16 protein-coding genes are annotated in these 16,039 nt (G+C 47.1%); 5 read left to right on the top strand and 11 right to left on the bottom strand.

The window, feature by feature from the left end; all coding sequences use genetic code 11:
* Positions 1-6: 6 nt before the first annotated feature.
* The 4 genes from Q320_RS0102650 to tpiA form a co-directional block, all read right to left on the bottom strand.
* A complete protein-coding gene (locus Q320_RS0102650) occupies positions 7-477 on the bottom strand; it encodes a NuoB/complex I 20 kDa subunit family protein (RefSeq protein ID WP_027467718.1) in 471 nt (156 codons plus the stop codon).
* Between the two features lie 5 nt (positions 478-482).
* A complete protein-coding gene (locus Q320_RS0102655; protein ID WP_027467719.1) occupies positions 483-851 on the bottom strand; it encodes an NADH-quinone oxidoreductase subunit A in 369 nt (122 codons plus the stop codon).
* Positions 852-1,021: 170 nt separating this feature from the next.
* Positions 1,022-1,336 carry a preprotein translocase subunit SecG gene (secG, locus tag Q320_RS0102660; protein WP_027467720.1) on the bottom strand — a complete coding sequence of 105 codons (315 nt, stop codon included), beginning with the start codon at positions 1,334-1,336 and terminating at the stop codon, positions 1,022-1,024.
* A 36-nt stretch (positions 1,337-1,372) separates the two neighbouring features.
* On the bottom strand, positions 1,373-2,083 hold the full coding sequence (tpiA, locus tag Q320_RS0102665; RefSeq protein ID WP_051534406.1) for a triose-phosphate isomerase: 711 nt from the start codon (positions 2,081-2,083) through the stop codon (positions 1,373-1,375).
* A gap of 275 nt (positions 2,084-2,358) precedes the next feature.
* Between tpiA and pstS the strand changes: the two genes are divergently transcribed.
* From pstS to pstB, 4 genes are all read left to right on the top strand, one after another.
* Entirely contained in the window at positions 2,359-3,399 is a 1,041-nt protein-coding gene (pstS, locus tag Q320_RS0102670) for a phosphate ABC transporter substrate-binding protein PstS (protein ID WP_027467722.1), read from the top strand.
* A 111-nt stretch (positions 3,400-3,510) separates the two neighbouring features.
* Complete coding sequence (gene pstC, locus Q320_RS0102675; protein ID WP_027467723.1) at positions 3,511-4,467, top strand: phosphate ABC transporter permease subunit PstC; 957 nt, start codon at positions 3,511-3,513, stop codon at positions 4,465-4,467.
* A gap of 10 nt (positions 4,468-4,477) precedes the next feature.
* On the top strand, positions 4,478-5,329 hold the full coding sequence (gene pstA, locus Q320_RS0102680; RefSeq protein WP_373277170.1) for a phosphate ABC transporter permease PstA: 852 nt from the start codon (positions 4,478-4,480) through the stop codon (positions 5,327-5,329).
* Between the two features lie 27 nt (positions 5,330-5,356).
* On the top strand, positions 5,357-6,124 hold the full coding sequence (gene pstB, locus Q320_RS0102685; protein WP_027467725.1) for a phosphate ABC transporter ATP-binding protein PstB: 768 nt from the start codon (positions 5,357-5,359) through the stop codon (positions 6,122-6,124).
* A 127-nt stretch (positions 6,125-6,251) separates the two neighbouring features.
* On the opposite strand, the gene glmM is transcribed toward pstB, so the two are convergent.
* The 4 genes from glmM to Q320_RS0102705 form a co-directional block, all read right to left on the bottom strand.
* Positions 6,252-7,610, bottom strand: coding sequence for a phosphoglucosamine mutase (gene glmM, locus Q320_RS0102690; RefSeq protein ID WP_027467726.1), 1,359 nt, complete (start codon positions 7,608-7,610; stop codon positions 6,252-6,254).
* 26 nt (positions 7,611-7,636) lie between these two features.
* On the bottom strand, positions 7,637-8,461 hold the full coding sequence (gene folP / locus Q320_RS0102695) for a dihydropteroate synthase (RefSeq protein WP_027467727.1): 825 nt from the start codon (positions 8,459-8,461) through the stop codon (positions 7,637-7,639).
* A gap of 63 nt (positions 8,462-8,524) precedes the next feature.
* Positions 8,525-10,438, bottom strand: coding sequence for an ATP-dependent zinc metalloprotease FtsH (ftsH, locus tag Q320_RS0102700; protein ID WP_027467728.1), 1,914 nt, complete (start codon positions 10,436-10,438; stop codon positions 8,525-8,527).
* Between the two features lie 155 nt (positions 10,439-10,593).
* The gene (locus tag Q320_RS0102705; protein WP_027467729.1) at positions 10,594-11,217 is read right to left on the bottom strand and encodes an RlmE family RNA methyltransferase; all 624 of its coding nucleotides are present in this window, start codon (positions 11,215-11,217) and stop codon (positions 10,594-10,596) included.
* Positions 11,218-11,258: 41 nt separating this feature from the next.
* On the opposite strand from Q320_RS0102705, the gene yhbY reads away from it, so the two are divergent.
* Entirely contained in the window at positions 11,259-11,579 is a 321-nt protein-coding gene (gene yhbY, locus Q320_RS0102710; RefSeq protein ID WP_027467730.1) for a ribosome assembly RNA-binding protein YhbY, read from the top strand.
* A 64-nt stretch (positions 11,580-11,643) separates the two neighbouring features.
* Here the strand turns inward: yhbY and Q320_RS0102715 are convergent, their stop codons facing one another.
* From Q320_RS0102715 to carB, 3 genes are all read right to left on the bottom strand, one after another.
* The gene (locus tag Q320_RS0102715; RefSeq protein WP_027467731.1) at positions 11,644-12,078 is read right to left on the bottom strand and encodes a DUF4149 domain-containing protein; all 435 of its coding nucleotides are present in this window, start codon (positions 12,076-12,078) and stop codon (positions 11,644-11,646) included.
* A 69-nt stretch (positions 12,079-12,147) separates the two neighbouring features.
* Entirely contained in the window at positions 12,148-12,630 is a 483-nt protein-coding gene (gene greA, locus Q320_RS0102720) for a transcription elongation factor GreA (protein ID WP_027467732.1), read from the bottom strand.
* A gap of 96 nt (positions 12,631-12,726) precedes the next feature.
* Positions 12,727-15,948, bottom strand: a complete 3,222-nt coding sequence (gene carB / locus Q320_RS0102725; protein ID WP_027467733.1) for a carbamoyl-phosphate synthase large subunit — start codon at positions 15,946-15,948, stop codon at positions 12,727-12,729.
* Positions 15,949-16,039 lie beyond the last annotated feature (91 nt).

A 16,039-nucleotide genomic window follows, 5' to 3' on the forward strand; every position in this document is an offset into this window, starting at 1 on the left:
TTCACCTCACGAGCGCGCAATGGTATTGGTACGCTTAATCTTGTTTTGCAGCTGAATGATGCCGTACAAGAGCGCTTCAGCTGTCGGAGGACAGCCCGGAACATACACATCAACCGGCACAATACGGTCACAACCACGTACGACTGAATACGAGTAGTGATAATAACCGCCGCCGTTGGCACAGGAACCCATTGAGATAACCCAACGTGGCTCTGGCATTTGATCGTAAACTTTACGCAGTGCGGGTGCCATCTTGTTACAGAGCGTACCTGCAACAATCATCAAGTCAGACTGACGCGGCGATGGGCGAAACACAACGCCAAAGCGATCCAAGTCATAACGAGCAGCACCTGCATGCATCATTTCTACTGCACAACAGGCCAAACCAAAAGTCATCGGCCAGAGCGACCCAGTACGGGCGCTATTGATAACAGCATCCACTGTCGTGGTGATAAAACCTTTATCTTGGGCTTCCATTTGCTTTACTCCCACTCTAGAGCGCCCTTCTTCCATTCGTAGATGAAACCGACCACTAGAATGGTCAGGAAAATCATCATCGACAAAAAGCCGAACATCCCCAATTCTTTAAGCACAACGGCCCAAGGAACTAAAAATGCAACCTCCAAATCAAACAAGATAAACAAAATCGCCACAAGATAATAACGCACATCAAATTGCATGCGCGCATCTTCGAATGCTTCAAAACCACATTCGTAAGGCGAATTTTTTGCCGTATCTGGCCGAACCGTTCCCAAAACCTTGCCCACTCCATAGCCAAGCACTAGCGGCACAACACCAACCAGTAGACCGACAAAGAGAAACAGCAGGATGGGGAAATAGTTTTGCAGCATGAAAATCCCCAGTTCAGAGTATTACAAAAAGTCTAGACAGCTTATTGTTATTTTTATCACATAGAAACGCTGGGAAATCCCAGCGAATTTGACGACACTAAGCTCGCAAGATCAGCGAGTGAAAATATAGAGCTTAGTTTATACACCGACAAGTTTGCCAAAAAGCACACTTAATCAGGAATTTTTTTGCTCTCAACCTGAGATGCAGCAGCTGGCGCCACAGTAGACATGATCGACTTGCTTTGTTTTGGCGCAGTTAATAGCACCAGTGACATCGAAGTAATGAAGAAAATCGTTGCACAAGCCGCTGTTGCGCGACTTAAAAAGTTAGCCGAACCGCTTGAGCCAAATACGCTACCTGCCGAGCCACTACCAAAGGCAGCCCCCATGTCAGCGCCTTTACCGTGCTGCATTAAAACCAACACAATGACAGCAATCGCTGAAATCACATTTACGACAAGCACTAAACTGGTAATGAAGTCCATTATTTTCTCATTTCAATAGCGGCGTGAATTGTACCATCAGCGCGCTGCTTTGCAAATCTCTACAAATTCGAAGGCAGATAGCGCAGCGCCACCTACCAACACCCCATCGACGTGCTGCACAGCCAAAATTGACTCTGCATTATTCGATTTAACACTACCACCGTAGAGAACCTTAACTCGTTCATCTAATTGATTTTTAATCAAGGCATGCATCGGTGAAATTTGCTCACTGGATGCGACCATCCCGCTCCCCACAGCCCAAGAAGGCTCATAAGCAACGGCATACAAGCCCACCGGCAATTGCTGCAAAACCTGTAACTGTGCTGCAACAACTTCCTCAGCACGCCCTTCTCGGCGTTGCTCAGCGGACTCGCCCACGCAATAGATCCCAAACAAGCCAGCATCCAAAGCTGCGCGCATTTTAACACCAGCTTGCTCTGTCGTCTCACCAAATAATCGACGACGCTCTGAATGCCCCACGATCACAAGCTCACAACCGATATCTGCCAGCATTCCCGATGATACCTCACCGGTATATGCACCGATGTGGTACTGGCTAAGGTCTTGAGCACCACACTGTACATGGGTATTGTGAAGAATTTGTTTTGCCAGCATTAAATAAGGAAATGGCACACAAACCCCCACATTGGCTTGCAACTTAGCTTGTGCGATTTCACCTAATACTGATTTGACCTGACCAATACTACCGTGCAGCTTCCAGTTACCCACTACAAGTTGTTTTGCCATGCTGAGTTGACTCCCCATTGAGGCTGAAATGGTAACGCCCGTAGAGAATGCCCGTCAAACGCTAAAATCCCGTATCACGATCACACAATCTCGCGACCACACACTAAGAACATCGAATCACCACCGCGAAATCCTTAAATTTAATCAGTCAAATTCACGACCCACTGATTCAGTAGCCACATCGACCTTTTGTAATATTACGGAAACATTTAGCGTTTAGCATACGGCCTGTTCAATAAATCTTTACCCAGATAACCCAAGGGATTCAATTCATTATGACTTTAGTTCACAAAATGCTTGTTACTGCTGGCTTAGCTGCAGGTCTATTTACCAATGCAATCGCAGCTGACATCACTGGCGCAGGCGCTACATTCCCATATCCGTTGTATGCAAAATGGGCTGAGATGTACAAAGCGAAAACTGGCACAGGCATGAACTATCAATCAATCGGCTCTGGTGGTGGCATCAAACAGATTTCTACAAAAACAGTAGATTTTGGCGCTTCAGATATGCCACTTAAACCTGCTGATCTTGATAAAGATGGCTTGATGCAATTCCCTACAGTACTGGGTGGCGTAGTTCCGGTTGTTAATGTGCCAGGCATCAAACCAGGCCAACTTAAATTTAACCCTACAGTCCTGACTGATATTTACCTTGGTAAAATCAAAAAATGGAATGACCCTGCAATCGTTGCATTGAACCCAGGTGTAGCACTCCCTGATTTAAATATCACTGTAGTTCGTCGCTCTGACGGTTCAGGCACGACATTCCTCTTCACAAATTACCTGTCACAAGTTTCGCCAGAATGGAAAGAAAAAGTTGGTGCAAACACTTCAGTGCAGTGGCCAGCAGGTGTGGGTGGTAAAGGTAATGAAGGCGTAGCTAACTACGTTCAGCGCATTAAAGGCGCGATTGGTTATGTTGAGTTTGCTTATGCAAAACAAAACAAATTAGCCCATACACAACTAGCAAATAGCACAGGCGCATTTGTTCAGCCATCAGAAGAATCATTCATCGCTGCTGCGGCCAGTGCTGATTGGAAAAATGCGCCAGGTATGTTCTTAGTTTCAACCAATGCACCAGGCAAAGATGCATGGCCTATCGCCAGCCCTACTTTCATTCTGATGCACAAGAAACAAGACAAACCAACACAAGGTACTGAAGTGTTGAAGTTCTTTGACTGGGCCTATGGCGCTGATGCAGACAAAGTAGCGCTCGATCTTGATTACATCCCAATGCCAGATAACGTTGTTGCAATGATTAAAGCCAACTGGAAGTCACAAATGACCGATGGTAAAGCACCAATCTGGAAATAATTGACACACTAACATTGCGCAGAAGATACAATCCGCGCGCAGAAACAAGCACACAGGCAACTCTGTCTGTGTGCTTGTTAGTTTGTATTCAGTAGGACTGGAGATTTTCCGATGTCAAATTTGTCCCAACGGATGAAAATGCAAAGATTGCAAGATACGATCTTTGTGAATAGCACCCGTTTCTTTGCGTTCTTCGTACTCGCCCTATTAAGCGGTATCATTATTTCACTGCTGTATGGTGCAATACCCAGCATCAAAGCATTTGGCTTAGGTTTCATCACATCTACTGATTGGAATCCCGTCACTGAGCAATTCGGTGCTTGGCCCTCAATTCGAGGCACGCTTATTTCATCAGCGATTGCACTCGTTCTTGCCGTACCCATTAGCTTTGGTATTGCCATCTTTTTGACCGAGCTTTCTCCTGTATGGCTGCGCCGCCCTCTCGGGATTTGTATCGAATTACTGGCTGGTGTGCCTTCAATTATTTACGGTATGTGGGGTTTGTTTGTATTTGCCCCGCTCTTTGCCGACCATGTACAACCTTGGCTCACCGAAAGCACAGCTGGAATCCCTTACCTTGGTGCCTTATTTGACGGCCCACCGATGGGTATTGGTATGTTTACGGGTGGCTTAATCCTCGCAATTATGGTTATTCCATTCGTAACGTCTGTCATGCGAGATGTGTTTGAAGTCGTTCCACCGCTACTCAAAGAATCAGCCTATGGTCTAGGCGGCACAACTTGGGAAGTCGTTCGTCACATCGTTGTCCCATACACGAAGACAGGTATTATTGGCGGCATCATGCTTGGCCTTGGCCGTGCGCTTGGCGAAACGATGGCGATTACTTTTGTCATTGGTAACTCAATGAATGAAATGAATTCCTTGTTTGACCCTGCAACAACTATTTCAGCAACGCTAGCGAATGAATTTACTGAAGCGCATGGCGAACTTTATACCTCATCGCTCATTCAGCTTGGTCTCTTACTGTTCTTCATTACCTTTGTGGTACTGGTGCTTTCTAAACTGCTCCTCTTGCGCTTAAATCGCAATGAAGGCTCACACTCTTAAGGTGGCCGTCATGATGACAATGAATAAATCTCTCTATTTCCGCCGCCGCGTTATCAATAAAATCAGTTTGATCCTGTCCATGGCAGCGATGGCATTTGGCTTGTTCTGGCTTTTCTGGATCATGTACACGCTATTTTCTAATGGCATTGCAGGTCTCACATTACAGACTTTCACCGAAAGTACGCCAGCTCCGGGCAGTCAAGGCGGCTTATCGAATGCCATTTTAGGTAGTTTGCAAATGTCTATTGTGGGTGTATTAATCGGTACACCTATTGGCATTCTGGCTGGCACCTATCTTGCCGAATTTGGTAGCAAAGGCTGGCTCGCACCAACAACCCGCTTTATTAACGATATTTTATTATCTGCCCCTTCCATCGTGATCGGCTTGTTTGTGTTTGGTATTTATGTAGCACAAGTCGGGCATTTTTCTGGCTGGGCTGGCTCTTTCGCCTTAGCTATTTTGGTGATTCCAGTTGTTTTGCGGACCACCGAAAACATGCTGCTTTTAGTGCCTACAGCCATGCGTGAAGCCGCCTATGCACTAGGCGCACCAAAATGGAAGATGGTCACTCAAGTTACGCTAAAAGCTGCAAAATCAGGTGTCGCGACGGGTATTTTATTAGCTGTCGCACGGATTCTAGGGGAAACAGCACCACTTCTCTTCACCGCCCTGAATAACCAGTTCTATTCAAATATGAATCAACCGATGGCCAACTTACCAGTGGTGATCTTCCAATTTGCAATGAGCCCATACGAAGACTGGCATCAATTAGCATGGGCTGGAGCCCTAATGATTGGCTTGTTTGTACTGGGCATGAATATTATTGCCCGCGTGATGCTACGCCAGCCTACTCAACACTAATTATCGACTTTGCGACGGAAAATCATTATGAGCACTCAAATCAAAGCTGGCTTGGCCATCAAAAACCTGAATTTTTACTACGGTAATTTTCATGCGCTAAAAAACATTAACTTGGATATTTTAGCCGGTAAAGTAACGGCTTTTATTGGCCCATCGGGCTGCGGTAAATCAACGCTATTGCGTACATTTAACCGCATGTACGATCTGTACCCAAAGCTACGTGCCGAAGGCGAAATCATCCTAAACGGCCAAAACATTTTGGATGCGAATGTCGATTTAAACATGCTGCGCGCCAAAGTCGGCATGGTATTTCAAAAGCCAACACCATTCCCGATGTCGATTTATGACAACGTCGGCTTTGGCGTTAAATTGTATGAAACACTCAGCAAGTCCGAAATGGATGATCGCGTTGAATGGGCTTTGACGAAAGCGGCACTTTGGAATGAAGTAAAAGATAAGCTCAAACAATCAGGTTTAGGCTTGTCAGGCGGTCAGCAACAACGTCTATGTATTGCCCGCGCAGTTGCCGTTAAACCAGAAATTTTGCTGCTGGATGAACCAACGTCAGCACTTGATCCAATCTCAACGGCGCACGTTGAAGAATTGATTCATGAACTGAAAAAAGACTACACCATCGCGATCGTGACGCACAATATGCAACAAGCAGCGCGGATTTCGGATTACACCGCCTATATGTATTTGGGCGAAATGATCGAAATGGACGAAACCGACACGATCTTCACCGCACCTAAAGTGAAAGCGACTGAAGACTACATTACCGGCAAGTTTGGTTAATGACTTAGTATTCAACCCACAATAAAAAAGCCGCTTCTGCGGCTTTTTTATTATGTATATCGACATAAGCCTTGATAATTAAGGATCACAAAGAAATACCCCTAATTATCAACTCAAGTAGCTAAACTTATTCTTCCGCTTCCAACTGTACAACAGAAGCAATTTTTTCCGCCCATTCACGCGCTTCGACTGGATCAGTATGTTCAACCATGACCCGAACAACTGGCTCAGTACCTGAAGGACGCAGCAATACACGACCATCCTGCCCCATTGCAGCTTCAGCTTTTTTCACGATTTCAGCGATTTTGTCTGAAGCATGACAATCAAAACCTTTGGCAATACGAACATTTTTAAGTACTTGCTTAGACAAAGTTAAGTCCTTGCAAAAGCCTGCCAAAGTTTGACCGCTTTCTTGCAGCGCTTGCAGCACTTGTAGTGCCGAAATAATACCATCGCCCGTTGAGTGTTTATCCAAGCACAGCAAATGCCCTGAGCCCTCACCACCGACCAACCAGTTATGCGCGCGCAATTGCTCCATCACGTAGCGATCACCGACCTTGGCACGTACAAAACCAATGCCCTTGGCTTTCAGCGCATTTTCAACGCCCAAATTGGTCATCAAAGTACCGACCACGCCCTCACCCAGCGTGCCTTTTTGCTGACGGTGGCTAGCCAAGACATAGAGCAACTGATCGCCATCAACGATCGTACCATCACGGTCCACCATGATTAAACGATCGCCATCACCATCGAGTGCAATACCAAAATGCGCGCCTTCAGACAGCACTTTCAAACGCAAAGTTTCTGGATGCGTTGCACCAACTTCTTCGTTAATGTTAAAGCCGTTTGGATTCACGCCAATGCTAATAACTTCTGCGCCCAGCTCATGGAAGACATGCGGTGCAATGTGATACGTCGCGCCATGCGCGCAATCCACAACCAATTTCAAACCACGTAAATCGAGTTCATTTGGAAAAGACGATTTGCAAAATTCAATGTAGCGTCCTGCCGCATCGTCTATGCGCTTAGACTTGCCAATTTGTTTCGATTGCACGCAAGGTTGGATTTCTTCAATCGCCGCTTCAATGGCAATTTCAATGTCATCCGGCAATTTTTGGCCGCTAGCGCCGAAAAACTTGATCCCATTATCGTGATACGGATTGTGTGATGCTGAAATCACAACGCCCGCTGACAAACGCAGTGCACGCGTTAAGTAAGCAATACCGGGTGTTGGTAGTGGCCCAGTCAAATACACATCCACGCCAGCAGCGTTAAAACCCGCTTGCAGTGCCGCCTCCAGCATATAGCCCGAAACACGGGTGTCTTTACCAATCAACACCGCCGCATGCTCACCATTTTTACGCAGACTGCTTGCAGCCAAAACTTTACCTGCAGCAAAACCTAGCTTCATTGCAAAGTCGGGTGTAATCGGATATTCCCCGACCAAACCACGCACACCATCGGTACCAAAAAATTTACGCGCCATTATTGATTTCCTATCCTGTAATCGAGCTATTTTAATACTTTCCACAGCTTTAATGCATCCACCGTTTCCCTGACATCATGCACTCGCACAATGGAAGCACCTTTTTGTACCGCCAATACCGCAGCCACCACGCTAGGTAACATTCTTTCACGGACTTCATGCCCAGTGATTTCACCCAACATTTTCTTTCTCGAAACACCGACCAGCAAAGGCACATTGAGCTGCTGACGAATCAGCGCCAGAGATTGAAACAAGGCAATGTTGTGCTCTAGCGCTTTACCAAAGCCAAATCCTGGATCAACAACGATCCGTTCCGCTGCGACTCCCGCACGCAAAACAGTATCAATCCGATCGCTAAGATAAGCTGTTACTTCAGTCACAACATTTTGATAAGTCGGCGCAGTTTGCATGGTTTGCGGATCACCTTGCTTATGCATCAAGCAAATCCCAACTTGGCTATCGCGCAATACATCAATCGCACCATCACCTTCTAATGCAGAAATATCATTCACCAAATCAACACCTGCATCAATTGCCGCCCGCATCACTTCTGGCTTTCGCGTATCAATCGACAGCGGCACGTTTAAGCTAGCAAGCACTTGCAAAACCGGAATCACGCGGCGTATTTCTTCTTCAACCGGAACCAGCACAGCACCTGGCCGAGTTGACTCACCACCAATATCTAAAATGTCAGCACCATCTTTCAATAAGCGCTCCGCATGCGCGACAGCATGCACCAAAGTGTCGTGCTGACCACCGTCAGAGAATGAATCGGGCGTGACATTCACAATGCCCATCACCCAAGGTCGACCCAAATCTAAGTTAAAACGTCCACATGAGAATAATGCCATGTCTATCCTAGTCGAGAAAAAAGGCGGCCAAGGCCGCCTTTTTCAAATTACACCATAACTACTTTACGCTTCTGTTGCAGGCGTGGTTGACGCTTCAGCACCACCTTTTGGTGTCTCATCCACATCAGCAACCACAACACGTGGCAGAGGTAGGGTTTTAGGTGGGCGTGGTTCACGGCCTGCCATAATATCCAAGACTTGCTCGCGATCAATGGTTTCCCATTCCATCAAAGCCGTCGTCATTGCTTCAACTTTATCGCGATTTTCTTCCAAAATCTTTTGTGCAACAGCATATTGCTCATCGATAATGCGGCGAATTTCCGCATCAACTTGCATCATCGTCGCTTCCGACATATTTTTATGCGTCGTCACTGAGCGACCAAGAAAAACTTCACCCTCATTATCGCCATAGACCATAGGACCTAGTTTTTCAGTCATACCGTAGCGCGTCACCATATCGCGCGCCATACCCGTTGCACGCTCGAAATCGTTTGAAGCACCAGTCGAAATACGGTTAATAAACAAATCTTCCGCTACACGGCCACCAAACAAAATCGCCAAGCGATTCAGCATTTGATCTTTATACAGCGAGAAACTATCGCGCTCTGGCAATTGCCAAGTCAAACCTAGCGCACGGCCACGCGGCATAATCGTTACTTTATGTACTGGATCGGTACCTGGCAACATTTCAGCAACAACTGCATGACCTGATTCGTGGTACGCCGTTGCGCGGCGATCTTCTTCAGTCATCACCATGCTACGACGCTCTGGTCCCATGTAAATCTTGTCTTTAGCCGATTCGAAATCATCCATATCGACCAAGCGTTTATTACGACGTGCAGCAAACAATGCCGCTTCATTGACCAAGTTGGCCAAATCAGCACCCGACATACCGGGAGTACCACGCGCAATGATCGATGCATCCACATCGTTCGCAATCGGTACTTTGCGCATATGCACAGCCAAAATTTGTTCACGACCGCGAATATCAGGCAATGCCACGGTGACTTGACGATCGAAACGACCTGGGCGCAACAAAGCCGGATCAAGCACGTCAGGACGATTCGTTGCTGCAATAACAATAATGCCCGAATTACCTTCAAAACCATCCATCTCAACTAGCATTTGGTTCAATGTTTGTTCACGCTCATCATTACCGCCGCCCATACCCGCGCCGCGTTGACGACCTACGGCATCGATTTCATCGATAAAGATAATGCAGGGTGCATTTTTCTTGGCGTTCTCGAACATATCTCGAACCCGCGCCGCACCGACACCAACAAACATTTCAACGAAATCTGAACCTGAAATCGAGAAAAATGGCACTTTCGCTTCACCGGCGATGGCTTTGGCCAGCAATGTTTTACCCGTACCTGGCGAACCGACGAGCAAAATACCGCAAGGCATGCGGCCACCCAAACTTTGGTATTTGCTAGGGTCGCGAAGGTAGTCAACGATTTCAGAAACTTCAGCTTTAGCCTCATCACAACCAGCTACATCTGCAAAAGTGACCGAGTTATTGTTTTCATCCAGCATTTTAGCTTTTGATTTACCAAAACTAAACGCACCGCCTTTGCCGCCGCCTTGCATCTTGTTCATAAAGAAGATCCAAACACCGATGAGCAACAACATCGGAGCCCAGTTGACGAGCAAGCTCATCAACAAACCTTGCTCTTCTTCTGCCTTGGCAGCAAATTTCACATTATGCTTAATCAGCGTATCCACTAAGCGGAAGTCAAATGGCGCTAAAGTTGAATAGCTACTGCCATCCGCTTTCTTACCGCGAATCAATTGACCACGAAGCGGATTACCTTCGATTTCTGCGCTAGCAATTTTGCCCTGCTCTACATCCACCATAAATTGCGAATATGGTAATTGAGTGGCGCCATCTTGGTGCTTAGCAAACTGATTAAACACGGTCATTAGCACGAGGCCAACGATCAGCCAAATGGCGATATTCTTGCCGAGATTGTTCAAGGCTTAACTCCTGAGTTTCCAAAAACGAGGGAAATGTACGTATTAGGCAAAACTTCTCCAGCCGCGTTGCTTCGTCTCGCCGTACGATTTGTACTATCTTCGACTCTGCGCCTTACTGGAAAACTTTTGCTTTGCTACTTAATCATTTTACTCGCTTAGGATTTTTTTTGTTTACCCAATAAATACACTTCTGGGCTGCGGTCACGTGATGCCTTGGGCTTTCGAGTCACAACGGAAGTAAAAGTTTCCCGCATCGCGGTCATATATTCAGTAAATCCATAACCTTGGAACACTTTAACTAAAAAATGCCCGCCAGGTTTTAGTTGTTCACGTGCAAATTCTAAGCCTAGCTCGCATAAGTACATACTGCGAGCCTGATCGGTATCGGCATTACCCGTTATATTGGGGGCAATATCACAAAGCACAAGATCTACTTGGCGACCATTTAATAGCGTAGTGAATTCAGCCAGCACTTCATCGTCGCGAAAATCTCCCAGCAAAAACTCAACACCACGAATCGGCGTGATCTCTAGCAAATCCAAGCCAAAAACACGGCCACTTGGCCCTACTTTATTCGCAGCGACTTGGCACCAACTGCCTGGCGCCGCACCCAAGTCGGCCACCCACATGCCTTGCTTAAGCAATTTATCTTTTTCATCAATTTCAAGTAGCTTATATGCCGCACGTGCGCGATAGCCATCTTTCTTGGCCATCTGCACGTAGTGATCATTAACGTGCTCTTGTAGCCATACATTACTGGAATTAGAACGAGCCATCAGGTAAACTATCCGGTTATTTCAAGGTTTTTAGGGTTAATCTCATGTTACAACTCAGCGCAGATCAATGCCGCCACTTGCGTAGCTTAGCGCACCATCTTAATCCAGTCGTGATGATTGGCAATAATGGCCTAACCGAATCTGTGATGCGCGAAATTGCAATCAACTTAGATGCCCATGAATTAATTAAAATTCGTGTGTTAGGTGATGACCGCGAAGCACGGGTTCAATTTATGGAACAAATTTGCGCCGACTTAGGCGCTTGCCCAGTACAACACTTGGGTAAATTGCTCCTTATTTTCCGTCCAAGCAATACGGACAAACCTAAAATTTTGCTGCCAAAGCAAAAGAAAGCAGCAAAATAAAAGATGGGCGGCTTGGCCGCCCTTTTTATTACTATTTTTGAATCATAAATGCAGTGTTTTATATTTAGCGTTCGCTAGACCAGATGTATACCAAACCCAACACACTCTGCAGCAAATAAATCAAGCTCGAAATCGTATGCCATTGCGCCAAGCCACCACCAAACATGCCTTCTGCGGCATTGCTCACAGCGGGTTTTAGCTCAGCAATCAACGGAAAAATCGCAAACTGATTAATCAGCGTACATAAGAGCATTCCCAACACCAACCATAGGCGCAGGCCTTGAAATGCGCGCAGGCCATCAGTCCAAATCCACCAGATCGCCAAAAACACCCCAGCGACAATCCCGATCCAGCCGATCACATGAAACAGTTTACCCGCCACCATCCCGGCTACGGCTTTATCCAAGCTTGTAAACAGCGCTGGCGCGACCACCATTCCGATAATCCACATCCCACCAATCCATAGCGTGGTGAGCACATTCTTTAGACCATTACCCATGATGTATATGAATGGAGGCTTTATGCGTAAATTACTACACGCACATACCCCACTCTACTCCGCAGTAAATTAAAGGTATTGAACGGATAAAATCTCATACTCACGAATGCCGCCCGGCGCCATCACTTCAGCCACATCTTCGGCATATTTACCGATCAAAGCACGGGCAATCGGGCTTGAAACCGAAATCTTACCCGCTTTAATATCGGCCTCGTCTTCACCGACGATTTGATACGTCACTTCAGCTTCTGTTTCTAAATCTTGTAGCGAAATTGTTGCGCCAAATACCACACGGCCTTCAGCGGTTTCTTCTAAATCTTTTGGATTAATAATTTGTCCATTAGACAACTTACTTTCCAATTCAGCAATCCGACCTTCAACAAAGCCTTGCTTCTCTTTGGCCGCATCATATTCGGCATTTTCTGACAAATCGCCGTGCGAACGTGCTTCAGCAATCGCGGCAATGACCATTGGCCTCTCAACGCTTTTTAAATGCGCCAACTCAGTCTTGAGTCTTTCGGCACCAACCACGGTCAGCGGGACTTTAATCATGCTCTTTCTCCACTTAGCAGGAATCGTCCTGCCAATAAAAACAAGAGCCGCCACCCCAATCTGGGGCGGCGGCTTCACTTGAAGTGCAATACGTTATCAGTTATTCAGTTGCAAATGCAAGTCTTGCAGGCTGTAAACGTTCAACTCTTTCATATCACGAATCCCGACGCAAGCCGCTTTCGCACCCGCAATCGTTGTAAACACCGGCAATTTGGCTTTCAATGCTTCATGACGAATCGAGTAACTATCTTGAATCGCTTGACGACGCTCGTCCACGGTATTGAAAATCATACCGACTTCGCCATTCACAATCATATCAACGATGTGTGGGCGACCTTCCGTCACTTTATTCACCGCAGTCACCGCAACACCCGCCGCTTCAATCGCTGCCGCTGTGCCTTTGGTTGCTAGCACTTTAAAGCCCAACTGATTCATGATCGTCGCGCATTCGATAGCGGCTGGTTTATCACCTTCACGTACCGAAATAAACACACTACCACTGCTCGGCAATACCACACCGGCCGCCAATTGCGATTTCACAAAAGCTTCAGCAAAGGTCGTACCCACGCCCATCACTTCGCCGGTCGATTTCATTTCTGGGCCCAGAATTGAATCCACACCAGGAAATTTAGCAAATGGGAATACCGCTTCTTTCACCGAGTAATACGGTGGAATCACTTCCACAGTCACACCTTGCGACACCAAAGACTGGCCAACCATACAACGCGCAGCGACTTTCGCCAATGCAACGCTAGTCGCTTTCGATACATACGGCACAGTACGCGAAGCGCGAGGATTCACTTCCAACACAAAGACTTTAGCGTCATCGCCCTTGCCTTGAATCGCAAACTGCACATTCATCAAGCCAATCACGTTCAAACCTTTCGCCATCAATACGGTTTGGCGACGCAATTCATCTTGCAGCTCTTTGCTTAATGAATACGGTGGCAATGAACACGCAGAGTCACCCGAGTGAACACCCGCTTGCTCGATATGCTCCATAATGCCGCCGATGATCACATCAGTGCCGTCCGAAATCGCATCCACATCGACTTCAATCGCATCATTCAGAAAACGATCCAAGAGTACTGGCGAATCATTTGATACTTTGACCGCTTCGCGCATATAACGCTCAAGGTCTTTATCCGAATGAACGATTTCCATCGCGCGGCCGCCCAATACATACGATGGACGAACGACCAACGGATAACCCAAGCCGCGCGCCAAATGCAGCGCATCTTGTTCAGTACGCGCAGTGGCGTTTGGCGGTTGGCGTAGATTCAAGTCTTGCAATAATTTTTGGAAACGCTCGCGATCTTCAGCGGCGTCGATCATGTCTGGGCTAGTACCAACGATTGGTACACCGTTGGCTTCGAGCGCACGCGCCAATTTTAATGGTGTTTGACCACCGTACTGCACGATCACGCCGAATGGTTTTTCTACTGCAACGATTTCCAACACGTCTTCCAGCGTCAATGGCTCGAAATACAGGCGATCAGACGTATCGTAATCAGTTGAAACCGTTTCTGGATTGCAATTGACCATAATGGTTTCGTAACCATCTTCGCGCAAGGCCAAGGCGGCGTGAACGCAGCAATAGTCAAACTCAATCCCTTGACCAATTCGGTTCGGGCCACCGCCCAAGATCATCACTTTCTTTTTGTTCGTCGGCGCTGCTTCGCACTCTTCTTCGTAAGTCGAATACATATAAGCAGTATCGCTTGCAAACTCAGCGGCGCAGGTATCTACACGCTTATACACTGGACGAACACCAAATGCATGACGCGCTTTACGCACCGCATTTTGATCACAACCGAGCAAAGTACCCAAGCGACGATCCGAGAAACCTTTGCGTTTCAATTTGCGGAATTCAGCTTTCGTCAGGCTATCGACTGCACGACCACGCAATGCCGCTTCGTCATTCAAGATATCTTGAATTTGCACCAAGAACCATGGATCGATTTTCGAAATATTGTGAACTTCGTCCAGCGTCAAACCAACGCGGAACGCGTCAGCGACGTACCACAGGCGCTCTGGACCTGGTGTAGCGATTTCTGATTCAATCTTGGTGCGATCCGTCGTGATCTCATCAAAACCCGACATACCAGTCTCAAGACCACGCAAGGCTTTTTGCAATGATTCTTGTTGCGTGCGACCAATTGCCATCACTTCGCCGACCGATTTCATTTGTGTCGTCAGGCGGTCATTGGCTTGCGGGAATTTCTCGAACGCGAAACGAGGAATCTTGGTTACGACGTAATCGATTGAAGGCTCAAACGATGCTGGCGTTTTGCCGCCAGTAATTTCGTTTTTAAGTTCATCCAGCGTGTAACCCACCGCCAATTTTGCCGCCACTTTGGCAATCGGGAAGCCGGTTGCTTTTGACGCCAGTGCTGAAGAGCGTGATACGCGTGGATTCATTTCGATGACGATCAAACGGCCATCTTCTGGATTCACCGAGAACTGCACGTTCGAGCCACCGGTATCCACACCGATTTCACGCAGAACCGCAATCGATGCATTGCGCATGATTTGGTATTCTTTGTCCGTCAATGTTTGCGCCGGTGCAACGGTGATCGAATCGCCGGTATGCACGCCCATTGGGTCCAGATTTTCAATCGAGCAAATGATGATGCAGTTGTCGTTCTTATCGCGAACCACTTCCATCTCGTACTCTTTCCAACCAAGCAGCGATTCTTCAATCAGCAATTCTTTGGTTGGCGACAAATCAAGGCCGCGCGTACAGATTTCAATGAATTCTTGCATATTGTAGGCAATACCGCCGCCCGAGCCGCCCATCGTGAACGATGGACGAATAATCGTCGGGAAGCCCACTTGCGCTTGCACTGCCAATGATTCTTCTAAGCTGTGCGCAATGCCAGAACGCGCCGAACCTAGACCGATTTTATCCATCGCCACTTTGAATTTTTGGCGATCTTCGGCTTTGTCGATGGCTTCTGGCGTGGCGCCAATCAATTCAACCTTGTATTTATCCAATACGCCGTTGTGCCACAAATCCAGCGCACAATTCAGTGCAGTTTGGCCACCCATCGTCGGCAAGATCGCATCCGGGCGCTCTTTTGCAATGATTTTCTCAACCACTTGCCATGTAATTGGCTCGATATAAGTCACATCGGCCATATTTGGATCGGTCATGATGGTGGCAGGGTTACTGTTCACCAAAATAACTTTGTAACCCTCTTCGCGCAGCGCTTTACAAGCTTGCGCGCCAGAGTAGTCAAATTCACACGCTTGCCCGATGACAATCGGACCAGCGCCAATAATCAAAATGCTTTTTAAGTCTGTACGTTTTGGCATTGTTATGTGAGGCGCTACGAATACAAGGAGATTTTCACCTCAACCTGCAGCTCTAAGCGCCTAACTCCTTCATCTAAACATGGATAATCAG

It is taken from the genome of Deefgea rivuli DSM 18356 (genome assembly GCF_000620145.1).
GTDB lineage: Bacteria > Pseudomonadota > Gammaproteobacteria > Burkholderiales > Chitinibacteraceae > Deefgea > Deefgea rivuli.

What these genes read in the sequence shown, in the direction of transcription:
- Q320_RS0102650 (WP_027467718.1), bottom strand. Translation starts at nt 477, where the DNA reads ATGGAAGCCCAAGATAAAGGTTTTATCACCACGACAGTGGATGCTGTT.
- Q320_RS0102655 (WP_027467719.1), bottom strand. Translation starts at nt 851, where the DNA reads ATGCTGCAAAACTATTTCCCCATCCTGCTGTTTCTCTTTGTCGGTCTA.
- secG (WP_027467720.1), bottom strand. Translation starts at nt 1,336, where the DNA reads ATGGACTTCATTACCAGTTTAGTGCTTGTCGTAAATGTGATTTCAGCG.
- tpiA (WP_051534406.1), bottom strand. Translation starts at nt 2,083, where the DNA reads ATGGCAAAACAACTTGTAGTGGGTAACTGGAAGCTGCACGGTAGTATT.
- pstS (WP_027467722.1), top strand. Translation starts at nt 2,359, where the DNA reads ATGACTTTAGTTCACAAAATGCTTGTTACTGCTGGCTTAGCTGCAGGT.
- pstC (WP_027467723.1), top strand. Translation starts at nt 3,511, where the DNA reads ATGTCAAATTTGTCCCAACGGATGAAAATGCAAAGATTGCAAGATACG.
- pstA (WP_373277170.1), top strand. Translation starts at nt 4,478, where the DNA reads ATGATGACAATGAATAAATCTCTCTATTTCCGCCGCCGCGTTATCAAT.
- pstB (WP_027467725.1), top strand. Translation starts at nt 5,357, where the DNA reads ATGAGCACTCAAATCAAAGCTGGCTTGGCCATCAAAAACCTGAATTTT.
- glmM (WP_027467726.1), bottom strand. Translation starts at nt 7,610, where the DNA reads ATGGCGCGTAAATTTTTTGGTACCGATGGTGTGCGTGGTTTGGTCGGG.
- folP (WP_027467727.1), bottom strand. Translation starts at nt 8,461, where the DNA reads ATGGCATTATTCTCATGTGGACGTTTTAACTTAGATTTGGGTCGACCT.
- yhbY (WP_027467730.1), top strand. Translation starts at nt 11,259, where the DNA reads ATGTTACAACTCAGCGCAGATCAATGCCGCCACTTGCGTAGCTTAGCG.
- Q320_RS0102715 (WP_027467731.1), bottom strand. Translation starts at nt 12,078, where the DNA reads ATGGGTAATGGTCTAAAGAATGTGCTCACCACGCTATGGATTGGTGGG.
- greA (WP_027467732.1), bottom strand. Translation starts at nt 12,630, where the DNA reads ATGATTAAAGTCCCGCTGACCGTGGTTGGTGCCGAAAGACTCAAGACT.
- carB (WP_027467733.1), bottom strand. Translation starts at nt 15,948, where the DNA reads ATGCCAAAACGTACAGACTTAAAAAGCATTTTGATTATTGGCGCTGGT.